The following is a 24,162-nucleotide window of genomic DNA, read 5'->3' as shown; positions in this document are numbered from 1 at the left end:
GTCACCAACGAAATCCCCGCGTGCGCAGGGACGAAGACTTAGAAGGCAAGGAAGACTACAATGGCACTCAGCATTCGCCTGTCGCGTGGCGGCTCCAAGAAGCGTCCGTACTATCGCATCGTCGTGGCCGATGCGCGCAGCCCGCGTGATGGCCGCTTCATCGAGAAGATCGGCAACTACAACCCGCTGCTCGCCAAGGACGACGAGAAGCGCGTCGTGCTGAACGCGGAGCGTGCGAAGCACTGGCTGAGCAATGGCGCGCAGCCAACCGATCGTGTCGCCCGCTTCCTCGACCTCGCCGGCGTTCGCGAGCGTGCAGCCCGCAACAACCCGAAGAAGGCCGAGCCGGGCGAGAAGGCCAAGGAGCGCGCCGAGGAGCGTGCCGAGAAGCTGAAGGCCGCTGAGGAAGCGTCGCAGGCCGAGACCGAGGCCGTGATGGCCGCGGAAGTCGACGCAGCGACCGAGACGCCGAGCGCAGAGGCCGAGAAGGTCGCCGACGCGACGGCCGAGCAGTAAGCATCAAATCGGGTCATGGCGCGTTTTCCTTCGGCAGCGAAAGGAACGTGCCATGACCGTCGACCCCAAGCCTCACGCGCCAGACCCCAGGACCGCAAGCGATGACGACGAACAGGTCGCCAGCAACGAAGGAGTCTCTGCGAGTGAGCCCGCCGAAGGCGCAGACGACGCCCCAACAGACGGCGAAGGCTCCCCCAACGGGTGAACCGCAGGTCGTCCTGGCGGTCATCACGGGGGCGCACGGCATCGGCGGCGAAGTGAAGCTCAAGCTCTTCGCCGATGATCTTGCCAGCTATACCTCCTTCAACAATGGCGCGCTGACGCTGAAAAGCGTGCGCGGAACGATCGCTCGGTTTGCGGAAGTGAAAGACCGCACGGCCGCGGAAGGATTGCGCGGGCTGGAACTGTCGGTTCCGCGCGCCGCCTTGCCGCCGTTGGAAGAGGGTGAATATTATCATGCCGACCTGATCGGCCTGCCAGCGGTATCCGACGCTGGCGAGACGCTGGGCCTCGTCGTTTCGGTCGAGAATTTCGGCGCCGGCGATGTGATCGAGGTCGAACGCCCGACCGGCAAGCGTTTCATGGTGCCGATGACGCCGCAGGCGGTTCCGGAATGGGATGACAAGCGGCTGGTGATCGCAGCGGCGTTCGCCGACGCCTGATACGGGCGGGTTAGCCGGCGGCGATCAGACGTCCATCTGCTTCACCGCCGCATTCCACATTGAGATGTTGTTGCGGGCCTCCTGCACAAAGGCGGAGCGGCGCACGAAGCCGAGGAAGAAATCCGCCAGCCACTTGCCGGGATTGCGCAGCGGCCGTTCGAACTGAACGAGAAGCACCACGCGGGTGCCGCTGGTCTCGTTCCACACTTCGTGATCATAGGTGTCGTCGAACACCAGGGTTTCGCCCTCGCGCCAACGCACGATGCGGTTGTCGACGCGCATGCGCACGTCGCCGTCATCGGGCACGATCAGGCCGAGGTGGCAGGTGATCAGCCCCTTCGAAACGCCGCGGTGCGCGGGAATGTGTGTGCCGGGCGCCAGGATCGAGAAGAAGGCGCTGTTCAGGCCGGGGATCTGCTCGACGAGGCGGGCAGTGGTGGGGCAGCGGTCGGCGTTCTCGTCGATGCGATAGCCGTAGCCCCAGATGAAGAACGACCGCCACATGTTCACCTGTGCGATCGACCGGTGGTCGGGCGAGATGGTGGCGAGGCTGGGCGCGGCCTGACCGCGCAGCGCGACCTCGATCGCCTCTGCGCGGATCGCGTCCCAATTGTCACGCAGCAGCTGCGTCCAGGGGAAGGTGCGCACGTCGAGCACGGGATCGTTCGAGACCAAAGATGACGAGGCGATCAGCCGGTCGAAGACGCCGCGAAGATGCTTGCCCACCCGGATGATCAAGGGACGGTTCGGATCAGCCTTCATCTCCGCCGAGGGGGCGGGCGCGCCCGAGATCGCGCAGACACCCGGGACCAGCACCGGCGCGATTGCTCGTTTGTCAGGTGCCAGGGAGTCGCGGGCGGGAGAGATGGTGTTCACGATGCCTATCCGTCTTCTGATATTGGCGTGCGCGCAGCAGGCCAGGACGTTCATGGTGACCGACTAGGGGCGGATCAGGTCCAAAACATGGCGAGGAAAGGGTGATCGAAAGATCGCCGGGGGGTGTGGCGGCAGCGTGTCGGGCAAGCTAGAAGCAGCCGCATGACCGCATTTTCGCGCGCGCTTGCTGCGCCGTTCGCCGTTGTTTCTCTTGTCGCGTTGGCGGCCGTTCCGGCCATTGGACAGCAGGCAGCGCAGAAGGCAGCTGCCACCGCCAGCCGGGCAGTGGCGGCCACTGCCGCGCCTGTGCAGGGCACGATCATCGATCCTGCAACGGTAAGGGTCGACACCTCGCCCTGGCTGTTCAAGGGATCGGACATTCCGCCCGACCCGGCGTGGAACTTCGGCGCACTGCCCAATGGCCTGCGTTATGCCGTCCGCAAGAATGGCGTGCCCCCGGGGCAGGTTGCAGTGCGGGTGCGCATTGATGCCGGATCACTGAACGAGACCGATGAGGAACGCGGCTACGCGCATCTAATTGAGCATCTCTCGTTCCGCGGATCCAAATACGTGCCCGACGGCGAGGCGAAGCGGGTGTGGCAGCGGTTCGGCGCGACCTTCGGGTCGGATTCGAACGCGCAGACCACGCCGACCCAGACGGTCTACAAGCTCGACCTACCGGCCGCGACCGAGGCGAACCTCGACGAGAGTCTCAAGATCTTTGCCGGGATGATGTCCGAACCGGGCATCAATGCGCAGGGGCTGGCCGCCGAGCGGCCGGCGGTGCTGGCCGAGCAGCGCGAGGCGCCGGGACCGCAGGTGCGCCTGTCGGACGCGCGCAATGCCTTGTTCTTTGCCGGGCAGCCGCTGGCCGACCGCTCACCAATCGGCAATGTGAAGACGCTGGAAGCGGCAACGCCGGCCAGCGTGCAAGCATTCCACCAGCGCTGGTATCGCCCTGCGCGGACGGTGGTGATCATTTCTGGTGACATCGACCCGGCAGTCGCCGCCCGTCTGGTGGTGAAGAACTTCGGCGGCTGGAAGGGTGTTGGCCCTGATCCGGCGGACCCCGACTTCGGCAAGCCTGATCCGAAGGCGACGCCGACCGCGGCGATCAACGAGCCGTCGCTGCCGCCGCTGGTGATCAGCGCCACGCTGCGTCCGTGGACCTATCAGGACGATACGATCATCTTCAACCAGAAGCGCCTGGTGGACCTGGTGGCAATGCGGGTCATCAACCGGCGGCTGGAGGATCGCGCACGCGCCGGTGGCAGCTTCCTGCAGGCGAGCGTGAACCTGGAGGATGTGGCGCGATCCACCAACGGCACCTTCGTCAGCATCGTGCCGATCGGCGACGATTGGGAAGCGGCGCTGAAGGACGTGCGGGCGGTGATTGCCGACGCGATGACCAATGCGCCGAGCCAGGCCGACGTCGACCGCGAGACCGCAGAGTTCGAAGGCGCGATGCGCAATGAGGTGGAGACCGCACGGGTCGAAGCCGGCGCCAAGCAGGCCGACGACATGGTCCAGGCGCTCGACATCCGCGAGACGGTGGCCGGGCCGCAGGAATCGTACAACATCTTCCTCGACGCCAAGAAGAAGGGGATGTTCTCCGCGGCTGGCGTGCTTGAGTCCACCCAGCGCGTGTTCAAGGGCGACGCGCAGCGCGCCATCGTCAACACGCGCATGGCGGACCCCGGTGCGGCCGCGAAGCTGGCGTCGGCGCTGACGGCGGACGTGTCGAAGCTGGCCGGACGGCGGGATCGTCAGTCGAAGGTCGATTTCAAGGACCTGCCGAAGCTGGGCAAGCCGGGCAACGTGACGGCGCGCGAGACGATTGCGGACCCCGGGATCGAGAAGGTGACCTTCTCCAACGGTGTGCGGATGCTGATGTACCCGAATGCATCCGAGACGGGTCGCGTATACCTGCGGGTCCGCTTTGGCCGCGGATATAGTGCGCTCCCAGCTGACAAGCCGACGGCGGCCTGGGCGGCGGATAGCGCGCTCATTCCTGGCGGGATCGGCAAGTGGAACCAGAGCGACCTCGACGCCCTGACCACGGGCCGCCGCATGGGGCTGGATTTCGATATCACTGACGATGCATTCGTCATGAGCGCCATGACGACCCCGGGCGACTATGCCGACAATCTGGCGTTGATGGCGGCCAAGCTGGCGGCGCCGCGCTGGGATGCAGCGCCGGTTCTGCGCGCCAAGGCCGCTGCGGTGGCGGGCTATGCCGGGTTCAATTCGTCGCCGGACGGCGTGCTGTCCCGCGATCTGGAGCGGCTGTTGCGCAATGGCGATCCGCGCTGGGGCCCGCCGACGCGCGAGGAGATCGATGCTCTGACGCCGGAGGGGTTCCGCAAGCTGTGGGAGCCGCTTCTGGCCACCGGCCCGATCGAGGTCGATGTGTTCGGCGACGTGACAGGTGACGAGGCCATTGCCGCCGTCGCTAAAACGTTCGGCGCATTGAAGGCCCGCACGGAAGCGCCGGCGCTCTCGCCTGGTGCGGCTTTCCCGGCGCACAATGACGTGCCCGTGACGCTGACCCATGAGGGCGCCGACACGCAGGCGGCGGCGGTGATCGCCTGGCCGACCGGTGGGGGCAGCGCGGGTATTGCGGAGAGCCGGCGCCTGGACATCCTGTCTGCAATCTTCGGTGATCGCCTGTTCGATCGTCTGCGGTCGGTGGCAGGCGCGAGCTACAGCCCCAGTGCGGTCAGCCAGTGGCCGATGGGGCTTACGTCGGGCGGGCGTATGATCGCAGTCGGCCAGGTAGCGCCGGAGAATGTCGACCTGTTCTACAAGCTGAGCCGCGAGATTGCGGCGGAGCTGGTGTCAACGCCGGTCAGCGAGGACGAGCTGCGCCGCGCGGTCGGGCCGATGATGCAGTATCTGGCGCGCGCATCGTCGGGGAACCAGTTTTGGCTGCTGCTGGTGAACGGCGGCGCCTATGACCCCAATCGGCTGAACGGCGCGCGCACGCTGGTGAGCGATTACATGGGCATCACCCCCCAGACGTTGCAGGCGACCGCCGCCAAATATCTGCGGCCGGAGAAGGACTGGACGCTGAAGGTGCTGCCGAAAACGCCAGCGAAGTGATGCGACAGGCGCCGTCTCATTCCCGGGAATGAGGCGGCGTTTTCTTATCTGCGGAGAGGGCGGCGCTCGCTGAGTTCGTTGCGGATCGTGGTTGCTGCCACGCCGGCCTGACCCATGGCGTGGCTGATCTGATCCAGCCCCTTCACCACGTCCCCGGCCGCATAGAGGCCGGGAATGGTGGTGCGCTGATGTTCGTCGGTGACGATACAGCCATCGTCGGTGCCGCGTGCGCCGGCACCCAGCGCAAGTTCCGAGCGGATCTGTGAGCCAAGCGCCGGATAGACGCTGTCGAAGCGGAGGCGACCGTGGGCGGTGTCGAAGGCGAGCTGGTCGCCCTCGATCGCGTAATGGCCGCACGGACCATCCACCCGCGTCACCCCGGCGGCGTCCAGCGCATCGGCACAAGCGTCGTCGAGCATGTGTTCGGCATCGGGAGCGATCAGCGTGACATCGCGCGTATAGCCGCGGAGGAACAGCGCCTCGCGCATCCCGTGCGTGCCGGTACCGATGACCCCGACGCGCTTGTCGGTCACTTCATAGCCGTCGCAGATCGGGCAGTAGCGGAGGAGGCCTCGCTGCAGCGCCTTGTCGTGCAACGCCGCCTCTATCCTTGGCCGGTTGTTCACCACGCCGGTGGCGAGAAGGACGGTGCATGCCTCCACGGTCGTTTCCCCTGTACGCACGACGAAATGGTCGTCCACCGGCTCAACCGCGGTGACCTTTGAGTCGTGCGAGCGAACGCTGAACGAGGCGGCTTGCTGCCGCATGCGGGCGAGCAGATCCTTGCCGCTGATCCCGCCGGGAAAGCCGGCGTGATTGTGCGTGCAGGGGATCAGCGCGGCCCGGCTCTCGCCGCTGTCGTACAGGGCGATGTCGAGGTGGAAGCGGGAGAGGTAGATGGCGGCGGTCAGACCTGCCGGGCCGCCGCCGATGATGACGCAGTCGTGCATGGCCTGCCGAGCGCATTGGTCGCTTTCTGGTTCCCTGGCTCGGCGATTGACGCGGCGCGGGGGTGCGGTATCGCTTCGGCAACTAACCGGGGGGATGACGATGAAGATCCGCGCGCTTTCTGCGGCCTTGTTCCTGACGCTGCCAGTGGCCGCAGCAGCGCAGAACAACGCCGTACCCGCGACGACGACGCCTGAGGCGAAGCCTGCGGCGGCCACGTCGATCGAGGCGATTGAGCCGCAGATCACGGGCTTCTTCGACAGCTGGATGAAGAACGCGCATGTGCCGGGTCTAGTCTATGGCGTTGTGAAGGACGGCAAGCTGGTGCTGGTCCGGGGCCTGGGCGTTCAGGATATCGCCAGCAAGAAGCCGGTGACCGCCGACAGCAGGTTCCGCATTGCGTCCATGTCCAAGGCGTTCACCGCCATGGCGATCCTGAAGCTGCGCGACGAGGAGCGCGTGTCGCTCGACGCGCCGGCGGAGCGATACGTGCCCGAACTGCGCAACTGGCGCTATCCAACCGCTGACAGCCGGCGGACGCGGGTGGCGGACCTGCTGCATCACACGGCGGGGTTGGTGGAGGATAATCCCTGGGGCGACCGGCAGCAGCCATTGTCGGAGCCCGCCTTCACCGCGATGCTGAAGGCCGGCGTGCCGCTGGCGCAGGCGCCGGGTCTGCGCATGGAATATTCCAACCTTGGCTATGCGACGCTGGGGCGGGTCGTCAGCAACGTCTCCGGGCAGCGGTATCAGGATTATATCCGTAGCAGCATCATGACCCCGCTGGGCATGACATCGACCGGCTATGACGTGCTGAACGGGCCGCAGGATCTGCGCGCGCTGGGATATCGCTGGCAGGACAATGCCTGGGTGCGCGAGCCGGATATGGCCGACGGCGCCTTCGGTGCGATGGGCGGCGTGCAGACGACCGCCAACGATTACTGGCGCTGGGTGTCGTTCCTGCTGTCGGCGTGGCCGGCACGCGACGGTCCCGACAACGGGCCGATCAAGCGTGCGACGGTGCGCGAGATCGTCGAGGGGTCGAACTTCGTCAACACGGTGGAGCGGCCCGGCGCGTCAGGCCGCCCATGCCGGGTTGCGAGCGCCTATGGCATGGGCTGGCAGGTGGTGAACGACTGCGACGTGGGGCGGATCGTGACCCATTCGGGCGGCTATCCCGGTTTTGGTTCGATCGTGATGCTGCTGCCGGATGCTGGCGTCGGTGTGTTCGCCTTCGCCAATCGCACGTATGCCGGGCCTGGCCTGCCCGTATCACAGACGCTCTATGCGCTGCGGCAGGCGGGGCTGGCCGAGGAGCGTACGGTGCCGGTATCGCCCGATCTGGCGCGGGCCTATGACATCATGCGTGACGTGTGGCGCAGCGGGGATCCGGCGCGGGCGCCGCTGGCCAACAATGTCGTGCCCGATCGTGATCTCAACCGCCGGCGCAAGGATATCGCCGAGCTGAAGAAGCAGGTGGGCGCATGCCGTACCGACGCCGCGATTAAGCCGATCTCGGCGATGGAGGGGACCTTCAATTGGACCTGCGGCAACGGCAATGTCGCGGGACGGGTACAGCGCGCGCCGACACCGGCGTTGAGTCTTCAGGTGTTGAGCTTTACCGCCGCCAAGTGACCTTTCGTGCGACCGTCCTGACGCTGTATCCCGAGATGTTTCCCGGGCCACTTGGCTTTGCCATTGCCGGCCGGGCGCTGGCAGAGGGGCGCTGGTCGCTCGACGCCGTCAACATCCGGGATTTCACGACGGATCGCCATCGCACCGTCGACGATACGCCGGCGGGCGGCGGCGCTGGCATGGTCCTGCGGGTCGACATCCTGGCCGCTGCGGTCGACGGGCAGGGGCAGGGGCGGCCGGTGCTGGCAATGACGCCGCGCGGCAAACCGCTGACCCAGGCGCGGGTGCGCGAACTGGCGGCGGGGCCGGGCGCGGTGGTGCTGTGCGGGCGGTTTGAGGGGTTTGACGAACGCCTGTTTGAAGGCCGCGACATCGAGGAAGTGTCGATCGGCGACTATGTCCTCTCCGGCGGTGAGACGGCGGCGCTGGTGCTGCTGGATGCTTGCGTTCGGCTGCTTCCCGGCGTAATGGGCGCCGCTTCAAGCGGGGTCGAGGAAAGCCACGAAAGTGGCCTGCTCGAATATCCGCATTATACCCGACCTGTTGAATGGGAAGGGCGCACGATCCCTGAAGTGCTGCGATCGGGGGATCATGCGAAAATCGCCGCCTGGCGCCAGCGCCGGGCGGAGGAAGATACACGGCTACGGCGGCCGGACCTGTGGGAGCGCCACGTCGGTGCTCGGGTCAACCGCCCTCTGGCGCGCGGCGACGATGTGGGAAAAAGTTGAGATGAACCTGATCCAGCAGCTCGAAGCCGAGCAGATCGCGAAGCTGACCGCGAACAAGAAGATCCCGGAATTCCGCCCTGGCGATACGCTGAAGGTCGGTGTGAAGGTGGTCGAGGGTGAGCGTACCCGCGTCCAGAACTACGAAGGCGTGTGCATCGCGCGGTCGAACAAGGGCATGGGTTCCTCGTTCACCGTTCGCAAGATCTCCTTCGGTGAGGGCGTCGAGCGCGTCTTCCCGCTCTACTCGCCGAACATCGATTCGATCGAGGTCGTCCGCAAGGGCGCCGTGCGTCGTGCGAAGCTGTACTACCTGCGTGGTCGTACGGGTAAGTCGGCGCGTATCGCCGAGCGTCGCGACAATCGTCCGGCGAAGGCCGAAGCCGCCGAATAAGCGGTTCGGAACACATTCAAGGAAGGCGTCGGCAGCAATCTGCCGGCGCCTTTTTTGTTGGAGCGGCCGCCGGAGGGCAGGGCGGCCGTGCACTCTAACTCAGCTCTGCCCTGTCCCGCGAACGATCTCCACGATCCGGTCGCCAAGCTGTATGTTCTCCGCCTCGCGCTGGTCGAAACCGATGCATTCGCCATTGCGAAACATGCGAACGCCAAGGCCCGTCGTGAGCGCGCTCAGCGGTCGCCCGACGTCCTCGGGCGTCGCGTCCCGCTCGCGCAGCGCAACCCGGCCATGCGCGGCGGCGAGGTCGGTCAGATATTCCGCCACATGCGGCCCGTTGGTGGAGCCCGCGAGGAGCAGCCCGGCGAAGCTCGCCGGATTGATCACGACATCCGCGCCCGCCTGCCGCGCCAGCGGCTCATTGTCGTCGGACCGGACCACCGCGCTGATGCGCACGTTTTCCGACAAACGGCGCGCGGTCAGCACGATCAGGATCGTGGTGTCGTCCCGCCCGGCTGAGACCATGAGGGTGGACGCCTGCGCCACGTGGGCGATTTCCAGCGTCTTGTCGCGGGTGGCATCACCATCAAGGACGACAGCGCCGCATTGTTCGGCATCGGCCAGCGCGCGCTCGTCACGGTCGATGACGACGATGTTCGCCGGATCGCATCCGCGCCGCTGCAGTTCGCGCAGCGCCTCCGTTCCGCTCGTGCCGTAGCCGGCGATGACGACATGGCCGGTGAGTCGGCGCTGGATGACCTTCATGCGCCACCGATACCATGTGCGCCGAAGAAGGAAGTCATAGGCCGTCCCCAGGAAGATCAACCATACGAACAGGCGGATCGGCGTGACGACGAAGGTGTCGAACAGCCGAGCGCTGTTGGTCACCGGAACGATATCGCCATAGCCAACCGTCGTCACCGTGATCATGGTGAAATACAGAAGGTCGATGAAGCTGATGTGGCCGTCGATATTGTCGCGCAGGCCCTCGCGATCGAGCCAGTGGCCGACGAGTGCGATGCCGACGAGCAGAAACGCGAGCAGGATACGCAGACCCAGGCTCGCCCAATCGGGCAGGCCGCTGCGTCGACGCAGGTGAAGCTCCTCGTCGCGATTCTTCAGACGCATGACATGGCTGTAGAGCAAGCGGCAGTGGCTTAGCCAGTGAGGGCGCTACGGACTTTGCGCTGCGCGGCGCGGGCGGCTAACCCGCTGGGAACAATCGAGCGGGAAGAATGAATGCGGATATGGATGGCGGCGGCTGGCGTGGGACTGGCATTGTATGCGGCGACCGCCGTGGGTCAGCCGGTGAAGAAGGGCTCGCCGCTGACGTTGGAGCGGGTCTTTGCCAGCCCCGACCTGGGTGGCGGGCAACCGCAGGCGCTGCGCCTGTCGCCCGACGGCACGCTGCTGACGTCGGTGCGGCCCCGCGAGGATGAGCGAAACCGCTTCGACCTGTGGGCGATGGATACGCGCACGGGCCAGTGGCGGATGCTGGTCGATTCGAAGCGGATCGGCAGCGGCGCGGAATTGTCCGAGGCCGAGAAGATGCAGCGCGAGCGGGATCGCTCCAAGACGGGCAAGACCGGCATCCTCGATTACGGCTGGGCGCCCGACGGGAAGTCGATCCTGGTGCCGGTGGATGGCGAGCTGTTCGTCGCGACGCTGGACGGCAACGTGCGCAAGCTGGACGGATCCAAGGGGGCGCTGAACCCGGTCGTGTCGCCGCGGGGCGGTTTCGTCAGCTTCGTGCGTGACCAGAACCTGTGGGTCGGGGACGCAAATGGCGTTGCGCGCGCCATCACCACCGAGGGCGGCGGCACGGTTCACTTCGGTGAGGCGGAGTTCGTCGCGCAGGAGGAAATGCATCGTCGCACCGGCTATTGGTGGTCGCCCGACGACCGGCTGATCGCGGTGGAGCGGTTCGACGAGGCACCGGTGCGCGTCTTCACCCGCGCCTCGATCGGCGCGACGGGGACCAGCATCTACGAACAGCGTTATCCCGCGGCCGGCACGCCAAACGTGCTGGTGGATCTGTTCATCATGAAGCCTGATGGTTCGGGGCAGGTGAAGGTGGATCTGGGGCCGGACCGCGACATCTACCTGGCGCGGGTCGACTGGACGCCGGACGGGTCGGCGCTGCTGGTCCAGCGCCAGTCGCGTGACCAAAGGACGCTGGACATGCTGGTGGTCGATCCCGCGACCGGCCAGTCGCGCTTGATGTTCACCGAGCGGTCGGGCGAGAAGAGCTGGGTCAATCTGTCCGATGCCTACCGCCCGCTGAAGGACGGCAGCCTCATCTGGCGCTCGGAACGGGACGGCTTCGGCCATCTGTACCGCTGGAAGGATGGCAAGTGGACTCAGCTGACCTCCGGCGACTGGGTGGTCGATGCGCTGGTGGCTGTGGACGAGGCATCCGGTCGCCTTGTGTTCACCGGCAATCGCGACGGCGTGCTGGAACGGCATTTGTATTCGGTGAACATGACTGCGCCGGGTGCGATCATCCGGCTGACCGAGCCGGGCTGGACCCTGAGCGGCGCCACGGCCGACAGCACCGGCACGCGCTTCATCATCAGCCGCTCCAATCCCACGCAGCCGCGCCAGACGTATCTGGCGGACGCAAACGGCAAGCGGATCGCCTGGATCAACGAGAATGCGGTGACGGGGGACCATCCCTATGCGCCGTATCTGCCGCTGCATCGTCCGACGCAGTTCGGCAAGATCAAGGCCGATGACGGCACGACGCTGCACTGGCAGATGATCACCCCGGCGCTGCAAAAGGGGAAGCGCTATCCGGTCTTCTTCATGCATTACGGCGGACCGGGCAGCCAGGATGTCTCACGCGACTGGCCGGGCAATATGCCGCTGCGCCAGTTCCTGGTGCAGCAGGGCTGGATCGTGTTCCAGATCGACAATCGCGGCTCCGACAACCGCGGCAAGAAGTTCGAGGATGCGATCTGGCACGCTATGGGCAGCGTGGAGGTGGACGATCAGCTCGCCGGCGCGGCCTATCTGAAGACGCTTCCGTTTGTCGATCCGGCGAAGATCGCCATCTATGGTTGGTCCTATGGCGGCTATCTGACGCTGAAGATGATGGAGCAGCACCCTGGCGTGTTCGCGGCGGGCATCTCCGGTGCGCCGGTCACCGATTGGGCGTTATATGACACGCATTATACCGAGCGCTATATGGGTGATCCGACGCGCGATGCGGCGGCCTATACCGCGGCTAGCGCCTTGCCTGACGCGACGCGGATCAGCGATCCGTTGCTGCTGATGCACGGCATGGCGGATGACAATGTCTTCCTCGACAACGCCACGGCGTTTGCGGCGAAGATGCAGGCGGCGAACCGCCCGTTCGAGATGATGCTGTATCCTGGCAAGGCGCATGGCGCGGCGCGGGAGATCCATCCCTGGACGACGATGCTCGACTTCCTCGATCGCCACGTGAAGAAAAGTGGCGTGAAGTAAAGCTTCGTTGGCACAATGTGTCGCGCGGGCGTAAGGCGCCCGCCGACGTGAATGAAGGACGGTTGTAATGGGTTACCGGGTGGTTGTTGCTGGGGCGACTGGCAATGTGGGACGAGAGATGGTCAACATCCTCGCCGACCGCGAGTTTCCGGCGGATGAGGTGGCGCTGCTGGCGTCATCGCGCTCCGTCGGCGAGCAGATCGAATTTGGCGACACCGGCAAGATGCTCAAGGTGCAGAATATCGAGCATTTTGATCCCACCGGCTGGGACATGGCGCTGTTCGCGATCGGCAGCGAGGCGACCAAGGTCTATGCCCCCACGTTCGCTGCGGCGGGCTGCACGGTGATCGACAATTCGTCGCTGTACCGGATGGATCCGGACGTGCCGCTGATCGTGCCGGAGGTGAACCCCGAGGCAATCGACGGCTATCGCGCGAAGAACATCATCGCCAACCCGAATTGCTCGACCGCGCAGATGGTCGTCGCGCTGAAGCCGCTGCACGATGCCGCGACGATCAAGCGCGTGGTGGTCGCGACCTACCAGTCGGTGTCGGGTGCGGGCAAGCAGGGCATGGACGAACTGTTCGAGCAGAGCCGCAACATCTTCGTCGGGGACCAGGCGGAGCCCAAGAAGTTTACCAAGCAGATCGCCTTCAACGTCATTCCGCACATCGACAGCTTCCTCGAGGATGGCTCCACCAAGGAAGAGTGGAAGATGGTGGTCGAGACCAAGAAGATCATGGATCCGAAGATCAAGGTGACCGCCACCTGTGTGCGCGTGCCGGTGTTCGTCGGCCATTCGGAAGCGATCAACATCGAGTTCGAGAAGGAGCTGTCGGCCGAGGACGCGCAGCGCATCCTGCGCGAGGCGCCGGGCGTCATGCTCGTCGACAAGCGTGAGGACGGTGGATACGTCACCCCGATCGAATGCGTGGGTGAATATGCCACCTATATCAGTCGCGTGCGCGACGATTCCACGGTGGAAAATGGCCTGGCGCTGTGGTGTGTCAGCGACAACCTGCGCAAGGGCGCGGCGCTGAACGCGGTGCAGATCGCCGAGCTGCTCGGCCGGCGGCATCTGAAGAAGGCTGCCTGATCCGGTTGGTTGCCCCGCTCGACGGGGCGGGGCGACCAATCAGCGGCCCTGCTGCTCTGGCAGCCGGACAGCGGAGCGGCTCTTGCTTGATCAGCCCTTGTATAGGGCGTCCAGCCGCTCGCCATAGACCTGTCGCAGGATGTGGCGGCGGATCTTCAGGCTGGGCGTCAGCTGTTCGTTCTCGATGCTGAACGGCTCATCCGCGATGATGAAGCGTCGCACGCGTTCGATGACCGAGAGCTCCTTGTTGGTCCGCTCCACCGCTGCGCCGACGAGCGCGCGGAAGTCCGGATCCTTGGAGAGCGAGGGCAGGTTGCAACGCGTGTTGGTCGTCGCGCAGAATTCCTGCATCCATTCCGGATCGGGCACGATCACCGCCACCATGTGCGGCTTGCGATCGCCCGCGATCATCGCCTGCATGATCTCCGGCTGAAGGGTCAGCATCCCTTCGACCTTCTGCGGGGCGATATTGTCGCCCTTGTCGTTGATGATCAGGTCCTTCTTGCGGTCCGTGATCTTGATGCGCCCCGCTTCGTCGATGACGCCGATGTCGCCGGTGTGCAGCCAGCCGTCCCGGAGCACCCGCTCGGTCTCAGTCGGGTTGCGCCAATAGCCGTGCATCACCAGTTCGCCGCGGACCAGGATCTCGCCGTCCTCGGCGATGCGCACTTCGGTATGGGGTAGGGGTGGGCCGACACTGTCGACCGTGACGCCGACCTTGGGCCTGTTGCAGGAGACGACCGGGCCGGCCTCCGTCTGGCCATAGCCTTGCAGGAAGGTGACGCCGAGCGACTGGAAGAAGATGCCGACCTCCGGCGTCAGGGGCGCGCCGCCCGAGACCATCGCCTTCATACGGCCGCCGAACTTGGCCGCAATGCGCGGCTTGAAGATGCGATCGACGATCAGCGCGGTCGGGCGATCGCGCAGCCGCAGGGTGCCCGCGGCGCGCCGCGCGCCGACCTCCAACGCAGCGTTCAGCAACCGCTGCGACATGCCGCCCTGCTTTTCGATGGCGCGGGTGATCCGGGCGCGCAGCACCTCGAACAATCGTGGCACGACGAACATGATCGTCGGGCTCACCTCCTCCATGTTGGCGGCAAGCTTCTCCAGGCTTTCGGCGTAATAGATCTGGCCGCCCATCGCGATCGGCAGCATCTGCCCGCCGGTATGCTCATAGGCGTGGCTGAGCGGCAGGAACGACAGGAACACCTCGTCGCCCCAGCCGAGATCCTCCGAGATGACATCAGCGCAACCGGCGATGTTGTGCAGGATCGCGCCGTGATGCTGCATCACGCCGCGCGGGGCGCCGCCGGTGCCCGAGGTGTAGATGATGCAGGCGGTGTCGGCGCGGGTGAAGTTCGCCTGCGCTGCGACGATGTCGGGATCGGCGCGATGCTCCTCGATCAGGTCGGCCCAGTGGCAACTGCGGACGCCCAGCGGGCGCGGCCGCAGGTGGTCCAGCGCGATGACGGTTTCGACATGGGTGGTGCGCAGCACCGCCTTTAACAGGGTGTCTGCGAGCTTCTGGTTCGACACGATCACGGCGCGTGCGCCGGAATTCTCGATCACATGGGCATGATCGCGTTCGGTGTTGGTGGTGTAGGTGGGGACGGTGATGCAGCCGGCGGCCATGATGCCGAGATCGCTAATGCACCATTCCGGCCGGTTCTCACTGACCAGCATCACGCGCTCACCCGGTTTCAAGCCGAGCGACTTGAGTGCGGTCGCGAGGCTGGCGACCTGTTCGGCGGCCTGCCTCCACGAGATCGCCTGCCAGCTGCCGCTGTGCTTTGCCCAGAGAAAGGGGGCGTCGCCTAGCTCGGCAGCGCGCGTGAAGAACATCGTGACGAGATTGGGGAAATGCTCAAGCTGGCGCATTGGGATCCTCTTCCTCGCCGTTCCTTACGCCCCCGCTAGCTATTCGCTAAGCGCATTGCCAACCCCGCGCGGATCCGCCGCGCCGACCCAGCCGGACGGCGTCCTTTCCGCGGCATTGGCTTTCAGGCCCAGGCGGGCGACCGACACCTTGTGGCCCTTAGCCTCCAGCGCCGGCTTCATCGGCGCGAGAATGGTGCCCTGTTCGAGCACGATGCCGTCGTTGTTGAAGAAAACGAGGCCCAGACCCAGCGCATCGCGCGCCGGGAGTTTCCAATCGAAATGCGCGATGATCGCCTTGGCGACCTGCATGATGATCGTCTTGCCGCCGGCGGCGCCGACGGTGAACACGGGCGCGCCGCTCTGGTCATAGACGATCGTCGGCGACATGGACGACAGCGGCCGCTTGCCGGGTTCCACGCGGTTGGCGACGGGTGCGCCGTCCTTTTCGGGAGCGAGACTGAAGTCGGTAAGCTCGTTGTTCAGAACGAAGCCGTTCGCCATCAGCTGACTGCCAAAAGGCATTTCGATCGTCGAGGTCATCGTCGCGACATCGCCCTCGCCGTCGACGGCGATGAAATGGGTCGTGCCATGTTCGTTGGGCTGGCTGCCCGGGGTGCGCGGCTGGGCACCCGGCGGCGTGCCCGGCTCGTAGCGGCCGAGCGCGCGCGCCGGCGAGATCAACCCGGAACGCTGTGCGATATAGCCTTTGTCGATCAGGCCAGCGACCGGCACGTCGACGAAGTCGGCGTCGCCGAGGTATTTCTCACGATCGGCATAGGCGAGCTGCATCGCCTCAGCGATCAGGTGCCAGGATTCGGGCGAATCCTTGCCCAGCTTCGCCAGATCGAAGCGTTCCAGCATGCCCAGGATCTGAAGGACCGTGGTGGCGCCCGACGAGGGGGGGGCCATGCCGCACACCTTGTAGCTGCGATAGGTGCCGCAGACTGGGGCGCGTTCCTTCGCCTCGTAGGCGGTAAGATCGGCCGCGGTCATGTCGCCCGGCGCGACCTTCGAGGTGGTCACCGCGGTCAGCAGCGCCTTGGCATTCTCGCCAGTGTAGAAGGCGTCGGGGCCTTCCGCCGCGATTTTTCGCAGCAGCTTGGCGAGCGTCGGATTCTTGATCGTCTCGCCCTCCGCTAGCGGCTTGCCGTTGAGCGAATACATGGCGGCGATCTGCGGGAAGCGGCCGGTTGAATCAGCGACGCCGGTGGAGGTGCCACCCTCCGGCCCGGCAACAGCGGTGCTGCCACCACTCCACATCGGCGTGAGATTGGTGCTGGCGGCAGCCATCGGGCGGGTCACGGTATAGCCGTTCTCGGCGAGCCGGATCGCGGGTGCAAACAGCGCCTTCCACGGCAGCTTGCCCCATTTCTTGCTGGCGAGCGCCGCCAGGCGAATGTTGCCGGGCACGCCCACGGACTTACCGCCCGGGAATGCCTGAACGAATGGGATCGGCTTGCCGTCGGGGCCGAGGAACCGATCGGGCGTGGCCGCCATCGGCGCCTTTTCGCGCCCGTCGATCGTCTCCAGCTGTCCTTTGGCCGATTGGTGCAGCAGGAAGCCACCGCCGCCGATACCGCTCGACTGCGGCTCAACCACGGTCAGCGCGAGCATCATGGCGAGGGCAGCGTCAGAGGCCGAGCCACCGGCCCGCAGGATCTCCCTTCCGGCTTCGGTCGCACGGGGATCGGCGGAGGTCACCATTCCCTGAGCGAGCGCGGGAACGGGAGCGATCAGCGCAGCAAGCGCCAGCATTTTCTTCATGGCGCGCGACCCTATCGGCGGCGGCGGCGGCGTCAACCGGCGCCGACAGCCTCGGTTATCGAGCCATAGCCATCGCGCCCGAGCAGCGCGGCGAGGTCTTTGAGGATCCGCACCGGCAGGCCGGGACCGGCATAGACCATCGCGCTGTAGAGCTGCACGAGGCTCGCGCCGGCGCGAATACGGGCATAGGCCTCGGCCCCGCTGCCGATGCCGCCGACGGCGATGAGCGGGATGGCGCCGCCCGTGGCGGTGCGGAACTCGGCGAGCTTCTGACGCGCGAGCGCAGCCAGTGGGGCACCCGAGAGGCCGCCCGCTTGCCCGGCGTTCGGCGAGGCCAGCGCGGGGCGCGAGATGGTGGTGTTGCCGATGATGAGCGCATCGAGCCGGTGGTCGATGACCGCGGCGGCAATGTCGTCGATTGCAGGATGGTCGAGATCAGGCGCGACCTTGAGGAAGAGGGGGAGAGTGCCGGCGGCGGCGCGGGTCGCGGCGAGGAGGTCGCGCAGCGCGCTGCCATGCTGGAGATCGCGCAGCCCGGGGGTGTTGGGCGAACTGACGTTGATCGTGACATAATCGGCAACGCGCGCCGCGGCCGAGACGCCGGCCACATAATCGGCGACGCGATCCGCAGCGTCCTTGTTGGCGCCGACATTGAGGCCGAGCACGCCAGCACGCTGCGCCGGCAAGCGCTTCAGCGCGGCATCGAGCCCGCCGTTGTTGAAACCCATTCGGTTGATCACGGCCTCATCCTCCACCAGGCGGAAGAGGCGGGGCTTTGGGTTGCCGGGCTGGGGCAGAGGGGTGAGCGTGCCGACCTCGACCGCGCCGAAGCCGAGCGCGTGGAGCCCCGTCACCGCCTCGCCATCCTTGTCCACGCCGGCCGCGAGGCCGAGCGGGTTGGCGAAATCCAGCCCCGCCACGCGGGTCGCCAGCCTGTTATCGGATACGGATCGGCCGCCGGGCGCGCCCAGCCGGCCCCACAGCGCGAGAGACCGTATGGTCAGGCGATGGGCGCGTTCGGCGTCGAGGGCGAACAGGGCGGGGCGCATCGGAAAGCTCATGGCCGGGCGGTGCCCCCGAACCACCCGCGAGATCAAGGGCGTGAATGCTCTTCGCGGGTGCAAAATCGTTGGTTGATTTCCGCGTCACGGAAGCCCATCTGGCAATCAGAACGATTTAGTCCGATTTGAGAACCGCTCGCAATATGCGCCTGTCCAGCCTTGCCGATTATGCCGTCGTCATGATGACGGCCGCGGCACGCCATTGCGGCGGGCTGGCGCGCGTCAACGCCACGAGTCTTGCGCAGGAGACCGGCGTGCCGCTCCCCACGGCGCAGAAGCTGGTCAGCCGGCTCTCCTCTGCTGGACTGATTGAAAGCACGCGCGGCACCGGCGGGGGCTTCCGCCTGTCGCGCCCGCCATCGGCGATCACGCTTGCCGATGTCATCGAGGCGGTGGAGGGGCCGATCGCGCTCACCACCTGCGTCGACACTGGGCAGCATGATTGCGCGCTGGACGGCAGCTGCCGCGTGAAGCCGCACTGGGCGGTCGTGAACAATGCGGTGCGCGGCGCGCTTGCCGGCATCACGCTGACGCAACTCGCCGCCACCACGCCGCTCGTCCCCAGCGAGGGACGCGCCATGACCGATATGAAAGTGGACGCCTGACATGGCCACCAAGAACGCCGAGGCGCTCGCCGCGGTATCCAAGAAGTACGAATGGGGCTTCGCCACCGAGGTGGAGCAGGACTTCGCGCCCAAGGGGCTGAACGAAGACACCGTTCGCTACATTTCCGCGAAGAAGGGCGAGCCCGAATGGATGCTCGACTGGCGGCTGAAGGCGTTCCGCAAGTGGCTGACGATGGAATCGCCGGACTGGGCGAAGCTCAACATTCCGCCGATCGATTATCAGGACGCTTATTATTACGCGGAGCCGAAACAGAAGAAGACGATCGCGTCTTTGGATGAGCTCGATCCGGAAATCCGCCGTACCTATGAGAAGCTGGGCATCCCGATCGCCGAGCAGGAAGTGCTCGCCGGGGTCGAGGGCGCGCGCAAGGTCGCCGTGGATGCCGTGTTCGACAGCGTCTCGGTCGCCACCACGTTCCGCGAGGAGCTGAAGGCTGCCGGCGTCATCTTCCTGTCGATTTCGGAGGCGATCCGGGAATATCCCGATCTGGTGAAGAAGTGGCTCGGCAAGGTCGTGCCGCAGCACGACAATTATTTCGCCACGCTCAACAGCGCGGTCTTCTCGGACGGGACGTTCGTCTACATCCCGGAGGGCGTGCGCTGCCCGATGGAGCTCAGCACCTATTTCCGCATCAATGCGGAGAATACTGGCCAGTTCGAGCGCACGCTGATCGTCGCCGACAAGGGCGCCTACGTGTCGTACCTCGAGGGCTGCACTGCCCCGATGCGCGACGAGAACCAGTTGCACGCCGCGGTGGTGGAACTGGTCGCGCTCGACGATGCCGAGATCAAATATTCGACGGTACAGAACTGGTATCCGGGCGACGAGAACGGCGTCGGCGGCATCTACAATTTTGTCACCAAGCGCGCGCTCTGCCAGGGCAAGAACAGCAAGGTATCGTGGACGCAGGTCGAGACCGGCTCTTCGGTGACATGGAAATACCCGTCTTGCGTGCTGCTGGGCGATGGCAGCGTGGGCGAGTTCTATTCCGTCGCGGTGACCAACAATCGCCAGCAGGCGGATACCGGCACCAAGATGATCCACCTAGGCAAGAACACCCGCTCGACCATCGTGTCGAAGGGCATCAGCGCCGGGCGGTCGGACAACACCTATCGCGGGCTGGTGCGGGTCGCGCCGACGGCAGAGGGCGTGCGCAACTTCACGCAGTGTGACAGCCTGCTTCTGGGCGACCAGTGCGGGGCACATACGATCCCGTATATCGAGGTTCGCAACCCGAGCGCGCAGATCGAGCATGAGGCAACCACCTCTAAGATCAGCGAAGACCAGATGTTCTATGCGATGTCGCGCGGCCTCGACAGCGAGGCGGCCGTGGCGCTGATCGTCAACGGCTTCGCCCGCGAGGTGCTGCAGCAGTTGCCGATGGAGTTTGCGGTGGAAGCGCAAAAACTGCTCGGGATCAGCCTAGAAGGCTCCGTCGGATGACCAACTGTTCCGTCACTTACCTTTTCGGGTCGGCCGCTCCGACCGCCTCCATTTCGGAATGACCATGCTTAGAATCGAAAACCTCCACGCCGAGATCGACGGCAAGCTGATCCTCAAGGGCCTCAGCCTCTTCGTGAACGCGGGTGAAATTCACGCAATCATGGGGCCGAACGGCGCCGGCAAGTCGACGCTCGGCTATGTGCTCGGCGGGCGTCCCGGCTATGAAGTGACCGAAGGCACCGTCACCTTTGATGGCGTCGACCTGCTTGAGCTGGAGCCGCATGAGCGCGCCGCGGCGGGGCTGTTCCTCGGCTTCCAATATCCGGTCGAAATCCCGGGCGTGTCGAACGTCCAGTTCCTGCGCGAGAGCCTGAACGCGCAGCGCGCCGTCCGTGGTGAGAAGCCGCTGTCGGGCGGCGAGTTCCTGAAGCTGGCGCGGGCGCAGGCCGATGCGCTCGGCCTCGACCAGGAGATGCTGAAGCGCCCGGTCAACGTCGGCTTCTCGGGCGGCGAGAAGAAGCGCAACGAGATGGTGCAGATGGGCATCATCGATCCCAAGTTCGCGATCCTCGACGAGACCGACAGCGGCCTCGACATCGACGCGCTGCGCATCGTGGGCGACGGCATCAACCGCATCATGCGCAAGCCCGAAAAAGCCGTGCTGCTCATCACCCACTATCAGCGCCTGCTGGATTACGTGAAGCCGGACTTCGTCCATGTCCTCGCCGATGGCCGCATCACCCGCTCGGGCGGCGCGGAGCTTGCGCACCAGCTCGAGCGTGAGGGCTATGCGGAGGTCGCGGCGTGAGTGACGCCGTGCTTGATCTGCCCTCGGCGCGAGAGGAGGCCTGGCGCTGGGCCGATCTCGGCGGGCTGGCGGCGGCAGCGGCGATGGCGCCGATCGCGGCGCCCGCGGCCGACTTCCTCGACCTTCCCGGCGCGAAGCTGCTGTTCGTCGACGGTGTGCTCGATGAGGGGCGCAGCGACCTTCATCACGTGACGATCGGCGCGCTTGGTGCGGACGATCACCCGCTCGGCCGCCGCGCTGGCGGCACCGGTTGGTCGCTCCACCTTGATGCGCAGGCGGCTGCCGATCCGGTGCAGATCGTTCATGTCGCCACCGGGCGGCAGAACCATGTGCCGGCGGAGATCATCCTTGCCGACGATGCCGCGGCCGAGGTGGTGGAGACGTTCGTCGGTGCCGGCTGGCAGAACCGCTTTACCCGCACGCGGCTGGGCAAGGGTGCGCGGCTGATGCGCTCGGTGCGGTTGCTCCAGCCCGCCGGGTTTGTGTCGCTGCGCGAGGCGGCGGAGGTTGGTGAGGCGGCGAGCCTCGTCACCGTGTTTCTCGGCGCTGGCGGGCAGGGCAGCCGGATCGACGCGCAGCTGACCATGGCGGGCGACGGCGCCTTCGCCGAATATGGCGGCGCGCTGCTGACGTCTGCTGACCAGAAGCAGGAATGTGCCGTGCGTGTGAACCATGCGCACCCGAACGGCTCCTCGCGCCAGGTGTGGCGCGCCGTGGCGGCGGATCGCTCGCAGGTCAGCCTGGCGGCGGCGGTCGAAGTGGCGCGTCATGCGCAGAAGACCGACGGCGAGCAGAGCCTGCGCGGCCTGCTGCTCGATCGTACCGCAACGGTAAACCTGAAGCCCGAGCTGGAGATCTTTGCCGACGATGTGAAGTGCGCGCATGGTGCCACGGTGGGCGAACTCGATGCGCGCGCGCTGTTCTACATGCAGAGCCGCGGCATTCCGCGGGCGCGTGCGGAGGCGATCCTGACGCGGGCGTTCGTGGCCGATGCGCTGGAGCGGATCGGCGACGAGACGGTGCGCGCGGCGTTCGAGGCGGATGCCGATGCGTGGCTCGAGGCGGCGCTTCAGTGACCCGGGCGGACACCATCCTCGACGCTGCCCGTCCGCTCGACGTGCTGGCCGACTTTCCGGCGGTCCCCGCGGGCTGGGCGTATCTCGATACGGCCGCGACGGCGCAGAAGCCGCGGCCGGTGATTGATGCGATCACGCGCGGCTATGACACGACCTATGCGACGGTTCACCGCGGCGTGTACCAGCGGTCGGCGGACATGACGCTGGCCTATGAGGCGGCGCGGCGGCGCGTGGCGGCCTTCATCGGCGGCGCGGAAGAGGAAGTGGTGTTCGTTCGCGGCGCGACGGAGGCGATCAACCTCGTCGCGCAATGCTGGGCCGGGACACAGTTGAAGGCGGGCGATCGCATCCTGCTGTCGGCGCTGGAGCATCATTCCAACATCGTGCCGTGGCAGATGGTGGCCGAGCGGGTCGGTGCGGCGATCGACGTCGTGCCGCTGACCGCGGACCATCGCATCGACCTCGACGCGATGGCGGCGATGCTGACGCCGGCGCACAAGCTGGTCGCGCTGGGCCATGTGTCGAACGTGCTGGGATCGGTGCTCGACGCCAAGCGTGCGGCGGCGCTGGCGCATGGTGTGGGCGCGAAGATCCTGATCGACGGGTGCCAGGCGGTGCCGCGGCTGCCGGTCGACGTCGTTGAGCTCGATTGCGACTTCTACGTCTTCTCCGCGCACAAGCTGTACGGGCCGACCGGGCTTGGCGTGTTGTGGGGCCGGGCGGAACTGCTCGACGCGATGCCGCCTTATCAGGGGGGCGGGTCGATGATCGACCGCGTGACCTTCGCGAAGACGACCTATGCCCCGCCGCCGACGCGGTTCGAGGCCGGGACGCCGCATATCGTGGGTGTGCTGGGGCTTCATGCCGCGATCGACTATGTCGAGGGCATCGGGCTTGACCGCATCCATGCGCATGAGACCGCTTTGGTGCGCCAGACGCGCGAGGCGCTGTCGGCGATCAATTCGGTGCGGCTGTTCGGGCCGGAGGATAGCGCCGGGATCGTCTCCTTCGCGATCGAGGGGGTGCATCCGCATGACATCGGCACCATCTTGGACGAGGCGAAGGTCGCGATCCGCGCCGGCCATCATTGTGCGCAGCCGCTGATGGAGACGCTGGGCGTCGAGGCGACCGCCCGGGCGAGCTTCGGTGTCTATAACGGCCCGGCCGACGTCGAGGCGCTGGCCAGGGGCATAGAAAGAGTAACGAGGATTTTCGGATGAGCGAGCCGATCCGGATCGAGGAAGTGGAAGCCGAGACGAAGCCGCCCCGCGCGCGCGTCGAGGATGCGGTGGAAACGCCGGTGGAGACGGGTGGTCGCCAGCGCGACTATCTCGACGGGTTCCTTGCGCAAAAGCCGCAGGGTGACGCGGGACATGAACCGGGCGGCGCATTGTATGAGGCGATCATCGATGCGCTGAAGGAAATCTACGATCCCGAGATCCCGGTGAACATCTATGAGCTGGGCCTCATCTACAATGTCGAGGTGACCGATGGCGGGCATGCCGTGGTCACCATGACGCTGACGACGCCGCATTGCCCGGTCGCCGAATCGATGCCGGCCGAGGTGGAGCTGCGCGTCGGATCGGTGCCGGGCGTGTCGATCGTCGACGTGAACCTCGTCTGGGATCCGCCGTGGGACCCGGCCAAGATGTCCGACGAGGCGCGGCTCGAACTGGGGATGTTGTGATGGCGACTGCTGTTCGTGAGCGCCCCGCGGCGTTGATCCTGACCGACACGGCAAAGGCGCGGGTCGCATCGCTGATGGCCAAGGCGCCGGAGGGAGCGATCGGCGTGAAGCTGTCGACGCCGCGGCGCGGCTGTTCGGGCCTGGCCTATTCGGTTGATTATGTGACCGAAGCCAAGCCGTTCGACGAGAAGATCGAGACGCCCGGCGGCACGCTGTATGTCGATGGCGGATCGATCCTGTACCTCATCGGGTCGACGATGGACTGGGTCGAGGACGATTTCACCGCGGGCTTCGTGTTCAACAACCCCAATGCGAAGGGCGCCTGCGGGTGCGGCGAGAGCTTCACCGTCTGATGTGAGACAAGCTGCACTGCAGCATGGCGCGTGACTCTACGCG

Annotated in this window: 20 protein-coding genes and 1 pseudogene; 15 read left to right on the top strand and 6 right to left on the bottom strand. The window is 66.1% G+C overall.

Annotated elements, in window-relative coordinates:
- The first annotated feature begins 60 nt into the window (after nucleotides 1–60).
- On the top strand, nucleotides 61–516 hold the full coding sequence (gene rpsP, locus L8F96_RS00900) for a 30S ribosomal protein S16 (protein WP_046410223.1): 456 nt from the start codon (nucleotides 61–63) through the stop codon (nucleotides 514–516).
- Between the two features lie 143 nt (nucleotides 517–659).
- Nucleotides 660–1,178: a ribosome maturation factor RimM gene (rimM, locus tag L8F96_RS00895; RefSeq protein ID WP_417158920.1), complete on the top strand. Its 519-nt coding sequence runs from the start codon at nucleotides 660–662 to the stop codon at nucleotides 1,176–1,178.
- A 24-nt stretch (nucleotides 1,179–1,202) separates the two neighbouring features.
- On the opposite strand, the gene L8F96_RS00890 is transcribed toward rimM, so the two are convergent.
- Nucleotides 1,203–2,054: an aspartyl/asparaginyl beta-hydroxylase domain-containing protein gene (locus L8F96_RS00890; protein ID WP_245995391.1), complete on the bottom strand. Its 852-nt coding sequence runs from the start codon at nucleotides 2,052–2,054 to the stop codon at nucleotides 1,203–1,205.
- A 162-nt stretch (nucleotides 2,055–2,216) separates the two neighbouring features.
- Between L8F96_RS00890 and L8F96_RS00885 the strand changes: the two genes are divergently transcribed.
- The gene (locus L8F96_RS00885) at nucleotides 2,217–5,156 is read left to right on the top strand and encodes a M16 family metallopeptidase (protein ID WP_334654591.1); all 2,940 of its coding nucleotides are present in this window, start codon (nucleotides 2,217–2,219) and stop codon (nucleotides 5,154–5,156) included.
- 44 nt (nucleotides 5,157–5,200) lie between these two features.
- Here L8F96_RS00885 and L8F96_RS00880 read toward each other — a convergent pair whose 3' ends face one another.
- Nucleotides 5,201–6,106 (bottom strand): NAD(P)/FAD-dependent oxidoreductase, encoded by a 906-nt coding sequence (locus tag L8F96_RS00880; protein ID WP_334654589.1) that lies wholly within the window; start codon nucleotides 6,104–6,106, stop codon nucleotides 5,201–5,203.
- Between the two features lie 100 nt (nucleotides 6,107–6,206).
- On the opposite strand from L8F96_RS00880, the gene L8F96_RS00875 reads away from it, so the two are divergent.
- The 3 genes and pseudogenes from L8F96_RS00875 (at nucleotide 6,207) to rplS (ending at nucleotide 8,858) form a co-directional block, all read left to right on the top strand.
- Nucleotides 6,207–7,739 (top strand): serine hydrolase domain-containing protein, encoded by a 1,533-nt coding sequence (locus tag L8F96_RS00875; RefSeq protein ID WP_334654587.1) that lies wholly within the window; start codon nucleotides 6,207–6,209, stop codon nucleotides 7,737–7,739.
- Nucleotides 7,736–8,472: pseudogene (gene trmD, locus L8F96_RS00870) on the top strand (tRNA (guanosine(37)-N1)-methyltransferase TrmD). Before L8F96_RS00875 ends, trmD begins: the two are co-directional and overlap by 4 nt.
- The gene (rplS, locus tag L8F96_RS00865; protein WP_046410233.1) at nucleotides 8,469–8,858 is read left to right on the top strand and encodes a 50S ribosomal protein L19; all 390 of its coding nucleotides are present in this window, start codon (nucleotides 8,469–8,471) and stop codon (nucleotides 8,856–8,858) included. The pseudogene trmD and the gene rplS overlap by 4 nt, the downstream one beginning before the upstream one ends.
- A gap of 99 nt (nucleotides 8,859–8,957) precedes the next feature.
- On the opposite strand, the gene L8F96_RS00860 is transcribed toward rplS, so the two are convergent.
- Complete coding sequence (locus L8F96_RS00860) at nucleotides 8,958–9,986, bottom strand: potassium channel family protein (protein ID WP_046410235.1); 1,029 nt, start codon at nucleotides 9,984–9,986, stop codon at nucleotides 8,958–8,960.
- 111 nt (nucleotides 9,987–10,097) lie between these two features.
- Between L8F96_RS00860 and L8F96_RS00855 the strand changes: the two genes are divergently transcribed.
- Complete coding sequence (locus tag L8F96_RS00855) at nucleotides 10,098–12,326, top strand: S9 family peptidase (protein WP_046410237.1); 2,229 nt, start codon at nucleotides 10,098–10,100, stop codon at nucleotides 12,324–12,326.
- A gap of 67 nt (nucleotides 12,327–12,393) precedes the next feature.
- The gene (locus L8F96_RS00850) at nucleotides 12,394–13,422 is read left to right on the top strand and encodes an aspartate-semialdehyde dehydrogenase (RefSeq protein WP_334654583.1); all 1,029 of its coding nucleotides are present in this window, start codon (nucleotides 12,394–12,396) and stop codon (nucleotides 13,420–13,422) included.
- Nucleotides 13,423–13,512: 90 nt separating this feature from the next.
- Here the strand turns inward: L8F96_RS00850 and L8F96_RS00845 are convergent, their stop codons facing one another.
- Genes L8F96_RS00845 through L8F96_RS00835 form a run of 3 tightly spaced genes read right to left on the bottom strand, consistent with a single transcriptional unit; the run spans nucleotide 13,513 to nucleotide 18,113 of the window.
- Nucleotides 13,513–15,300: an AMP-dependent synthetase/ligase gene (locus L8F96_RS00845; protein WP_334654582.1), complete on the bottom strand. Its 1,788-nt coding sequence runs from the start codon at nucleotides 15,298–15,300 to the stop codon at nucleotides 13,513–13,515.
- 39 nt (nucleotides 15,301–15,339) lie between these two features.
- Nucleotides 15,340–17,064 (bottom strand): gamma-glutamyltransferase family protein, encoded by a 1,725-nt coding sequence (locus tag L8F96_RS00840; RefSeq protein ID WP_417158919.1) that lies wholly within the window; start codon nucleotides 17,062–17,064, stop codon nucleotides 15,340–15,342.
- A gap of 32 nt (nucleotides 17,065–17,096) precedes the next feature.
- Nucleotides 17,097–18,113 carry a quinone-dependent dihydroorotate dehydrogenase gene (locus L8F96_RS00835; protein ID WP_417158918.1) on the bottom strand — a complete coding sequence of 339 codons (1,017 nt, stop codon included), beginning with the start codon at nucleotides 18,111–18,113 and terminating at the stop codon, nucleotides 17,097–17,099.
- 155 nt (nucleotides 18,114–18,268) lie between these two features.
- Here L8F96_RS00835 and L8F96_RS00830 point away from each other — a divergent pair, with 155 nt between their 5' ends.
- From L8F96_RS00830 to L8F96_RS00800, 7 genes are all read left to right on the top strand, one after another.
- Nucleotides 18,269–18,730 (top strand): SUF system Fe-S cluster assembly regulator, encoded by a 462-nt coding sequence (locus tag L8F96_RS00830; RefSeq protein ID WP_136451677.1) that lies wholly within the window; start codon nucleotides 18,269–18,271, stop codon nucleotides 18,728–18,730.
- Between the two features lies 1 nt (nucleotide 18,731).
- Nucleotides 18,732–20,195, top strand: coding sequence for a Fe-S cluster assembly protein SufB (gene sufB, locus L8F96_RS00825; protein WP_046410245.1), 1,464 nt, complete (start codon nucleotides 18,732–18,734; stop codon nucleotides 20,193–20,195).
- Between the two features lie 64 nt (nucleotides 20,196–20,259).
- Nucleotides 20,260–21,003, top strand: a complete 744-nt coding sequence (gene sufC, locus L8F96_RS00820; RefSeq protein ID WP_334654580.1) for a Fe-S cluster assembly ATPase SufC — start codon at nucleotides 20,260–20,262, stop codon at nucleotides 21,001–21,003.
- Complete coding sequence (locus L8F96_RS00815) at nucleotides 21,000–22,079, top strand: SufD family Fe-S cluster assembly protein (RefSeq protein ID WP_334654578.1); 1,080 nt, start codon at nucleotides 21,000–21,002, stop codon at nucleotides 22,077–22,079. The genes sufC and L8F96_RS00815 overlap by 4 nt, the downstream gene beginning before the upstream one ends.
- Nucleotides 22,076–23,299, top strand: a complete 1,224-nt coding sequence (locus L8F96_RS00810; protein WP_334654576.1) for a cysteine desulfurase — start codon at nucleotides 22,076–22,078, stop codon at nucleotides 23,297–23,299. Before L8F96_RS00815 ends, L8F96_RS00810 begins: the two co-directional genes overlap by 4 nt.
- Nucleotides 23,296–23,766: an SUF system Fe-S cluster assembly protein gene (locus L8F96_RS00805; protein WP_125944517.1), complete on the top strand. Its 471-nt coding sequence runs from the start codon at nucleotides 23,296–23,298 to the stop codon at nucleotides 23,764–23,766. The genes L8F96_RS00810 and L8F96_RS00805 overlap by 4 nt, the downstream gene beginning before the upstream one ends.
- Nucleotides 23,766–24,119, top strand: a complete 354-nt coding sequence (locus L8F96_RS00800; RefSeq protein ID WP_046410255.1) for a HesB/IscA family protein — start codon at nucleotides 23,766–23,768, stop codon at nucleotides 24,117–24,119. The genes L8F96_RS00805 and L8F96_RS00800 overlap by 1 nt, the downstream gene beginning before the upstream one ends.
- Nucleotides 24,120–24,162 lie beyond the last annotated feature (43 nt).

It is taken from the genome of Sphingomonas panaciterrae, assembly GCF_036890205.1.
GTDB lineage: Bacteria > Pseudomonadota > Alphaproteobacteria > Sphingomonadales > Sphingomonadaceae > Sphingomonas > Sphingomonas panaciterrae.
The sequence above is the reverse complement of the archived record's forward strand: the minus strand, read 5'-3'. Positions and strand labels throughout refer to the sequence as shown.

Excerpts from the sequence above, each read along its gene's own strand:
- rpsP (WP_046410223.1), top strand. The coding sequence starts at position 61 with ATGGCACTCAGCATTCGCCTGTCGCGTGGCGGCTCCAAGAAGCGTCCG.
- L8F96_RS00885 (WP_334654591.1), top strand. The coding sequence starts at position 2,217 with ATGACCGCATTTTCGCGCGCGCTTGCTGCGCCGTTCGCCGTTGTTTCT.
- L8F96_RS00880 (WP_334654589.1), bottom strand. The coding sequence starts at position 6,106 with ATGCACGACTGCGTCATCATCGGCGGCGGCCCGGCAGGTCTGACCGCC.
- L8F96_RS00875 (WP_334654587.1), top strand. The coding sequence starts at position 6,207 with ATGAAGATCCGCGCGCTTTCTGCGGCCTTGTTCCTGACGCTGCCAGTG.
- rplS (WP_046410233.1), top strand. The coding sequence starts at position 8,469 with ATGAACCTGATCCAGCAGCTCGAAGCCGAGCAGATCGCGAAGCTGACC.
- L8F96_RS00860 (WP_046410235.1), bottom strand. The coding sequence starts at position 9,986 with ATGCGTCTGAAGAATCGCGACGAGGAGCTTCACCTGCGTCGACGCAGC.
- L8F96_RS00855 (WP_046410237.1), top strand. The coding sequence starts at position 10,098 with ATGCGGATATGGATGGCGGCGGCTGGCGTGGGACTGGCATTGTATGCG.
- L8F96_RS00850 (WP_334654583.1), top strand. The coding sequence starts at position 12,394 with ATGGGTTACCGGGTGGTTGTTGCTGGGGCGACTGGCAATGTGGGACGA.
- L8F96_RS00845 (WP_334654582.1), bottom strand. The coding sequence starts at position 15,300 with ATGCGCCAGCTTGAGCATTTCCCCAATCTCGTCACGATGTTCTTCACG.
- L8F96_RS00840 (WP_417158919.1), bottom strand. The coding sequence starts at position 17,064 with ATGAAGAAAATGCTGGCGCTTGCTGCGCTGATCGCTCCCGTTCCCGCG.
- L8F96_RS00835 (WP_417158918.1), bottom strand. The coding sequence starts at position 18,113 with ATGCGCCCCGCCCTGTTCGCCCTCGACGCCGAACGCGCCCATCGCCTG.
- L8F96_RS00830 (WP_136451677.1), top strand. The coding sequence starts at position 18,269 with ATGCGCCTGTCCAGCCTTGCCGATTATGCCGTCGTCATGATGACGGCC.
- sufB (WP_046410245.1), top strand. The coding sequence starts at position 18,732 with ATGGCCACCAAGAACGCCGAGGCGCTCGCCGCGGTATCCAAGAAGTAC.
- sufC (WP_334654580.1), top strand. The coding sequence starts at position 20,260 with ATGCTTAGAATCGAAAACCTCCACGCCGAGATCGACGGCAAGCTGATC.
- L8F96_RS00805 (WP_125944517.1), top strand. The coding sequence starts at position 23,296 with ATGAGCGAGCCGATCCGGATCGAGGAAGTGGAAGCCGAGACGAAGCCG.
- L8F96_RS00800 (WP_046410255.1), top strand. The coding sequence starts at position 23,766 with ATGGCGACTGCTGTTCGTGAGCGCCCCGCGGCGTTGATCCTGACCGAC.